This window comes from Citricoccus sp. CH26A (assembly GCF_000224415.1).
Classification (GTDB): Bacteria; Actinomycetota; Actinomycetes; order Actinomycetales; family Micrococcaceae; genus Citricoccus.
On record NZ_AFXQ01000052.1, the window covers coordinates 1 to 2,082 of the forward strand.

Here is a 2,082-nt window from a genome sequence, read left to right on the forward strand (position 1 = left end):
AGTCCTGGAGCACCGGCGCCGTCATGGCCACCTTCTGCTCGGCCTGGTTCGTTCCGCTGATATAACCGAACAGGATGCGGAAGGCGCGGTTGCCGGCATCCTCGAAGCCTGCCTCGACGGTCGTCTCCGCGAGTACGTGCTCGGGGTACCGGCGCACCTCGACACCGTCATGGCCACGCAGCGTCTCATAAGGCTGGTGCGCCGTCATGCCAGCAACCCACCCGGCCGTCGTCGCCGGCGCTACGCCGGCGGTGCCCCGATGCGTTCCCCCCGGACGGTGGAGGCACCCGCGGAGGGTGGTTCTGCTCCTCGGCGCAGATACCGGTCTGCGCGTCCGCGCATCGTCTGGAGGTCTTCGCCATCACCCCGCACCAGCCTCGTGGGGACGACGGCCCCCACCCGGGCCGGTGGGTACCGCTGTCCGTCCCACCCGGTCCGCCGAAGGACGGCCTGGGTGGGACGGACGGGATGGCGAGATCGCGGTGGCGGGACAGACGGTTCAGGGGGCGAGGGCCGGATCCTGAGCGCGGACGTCCCGGTCCTCGAGCTCCTGGCGAACCTTGGCCTCGTGGAGGGCGCGCAGGGCGGCGTGCTCGGGGTTGCGGCGCAGCTTCAGGTAACCGAGGCCCAGGATCAGGAACCACACCGGAGTGACCAGCAGGGCAGCCCGGGTGTCGGCCTGGGTGGTCATCGCCCAGATGATGAACCCGAAGAAGGCCAGGACCACGTAGGGCATGAACGTACCGCCGGGCATCTTGAACGCGCTCACCGCGTGCAACTGCGGGCGGCGACGGCGGTAGACGAGGTAGCTGACGAGGATGATCGACCACACGAACATGAAGCACAGTGCCGAGACGGTGGTGACCAGGGTGAAGGCCTCGGCCACGCTGCCCTCGGCGTAGAGCAGGGCCACACCGGCCAGCAGGAACATGCAGGAGAACAGCAGCGCGTTCTTCGGGACCTTCCGGGAGGACAGCCGGCCAAAGGCCTTGGGGGCATCACCCTCCTGGGCCAGGCCGTAGACCATGCGCGAGGTCGAGTAGATCCCCGAGTTCGCCGAGGACGTCGCGGAGGTCAGGACGATGAAGTTCACGACCCCGGCCGCACCGACCAGCCCGGCCAGGGCGAACATGCCCACGAACGGTGACTCATCCGCGCTGTAGGCGGTCCAGGGCTTCACGGCCATCAGGATGATGAGGGCACCCACATAGAACAGCAGGATGCGCACCGGGATGGAGTTGATCGCCCGGGGCAGGTTCTTCTCCGGGTCCTTGGCCTCGGCGGCGGTGGTGCCGACCAGCTCGATGCCGACGAAGGCGAAGACCGCGATCTGGAACCCGGCGACGAAGCCCATGAAGCCGGTGGGGAACATCCCGCCCTCGGTCCACAGGTTGGAGAACGCCGCCCGGGTGCCGTCGGACTCGAAGCCGGTGATGATCATGCCCAGGCCCACGACGATCAGCGCCAGGATGGCCACGATCTTGATCAGGGCGAACCAGAACTCGGTCTCGCCGAACGCCTTCACCGAGGGCAGGTTCAGCCCGACCAGGAGGACGATGCAGGCCACCGCGGGGATCCAGAGCGGCAGATCCCCCCACCAGAAGGACACGTAGTGGGCGATCGCGACGACGTCGGCGATCCCGGTGACCACCCAGCAGAACCAGTACGTCCACCCGGTGAAGAAGGCCGCCCAGGGCCCGAGAAGGTCCCCGGCGAAGTCGGAGAAGCTCTTGTAGTCCGTGTTGCTCAGCAGCAGCTCACCCATGGCGCGCATGACGAAGAACAGCATGAAGCCGATGATCATGTAGACGAAGATCACCGAGGGTCCGGCGGCCGAGATGGTCTTGCCCGAGCCCATGAACAGGCCGGTGCCGATGGCTCCACCGATGGCGATCAGCTGGATGTGCCGGTTGGACAGGGCCCGCTCCAGATGCGGGGACTGCTCGGTAGTGCTCACGGGGCGTGCTGGGGTGAGGGTCATTGAGGAACTCCAGTAAGTTGCGCGGTGTGCCGCGTCGTCCGTGGGTTCCTCCCCCTCTGTTGCACGGCCTGAGAGTTTCGCCCCACCCGGAGGGGTGGGAC

At 67.4% G+C, this 2,082-nt stretch carries 2 protein-coding genes; both read right to left on the bottom strand.

The window, feature by feature from the left end:
- The coding region (locus CITRI_RS18195; RefSeq protein ID WP_040386705.1) for a heme-binding protein at positions 1-208 on the bottom strand (208 nt) is incomplete at its 3' end.
- Positions 209-499: 291 nt separating this feature from the next.
- Positions 500-1,981, bottom strand: coding sequence for a D-serine/D-alanine/glycine transporter (gene cycA, locus CITRI_RS0115525; RefSeq protein ID WP_010145868.1), 1,482 nt, complete (start codon positions 1,979-1,981; stop codon positions 500-502).
- Between the last annotated feature and the right edge of the window lie 101 nt (positions 1,982-2,082).

Excerpts from the sequence above, each read along its gene's own strand:
- cycA (WP_010145868.1), bottom strand. The coding sequence starts at position 1,981 with ATGACCCTCACCCCAGCACGCCCCGTGAGCACTACCGAGCAGTCCCCG.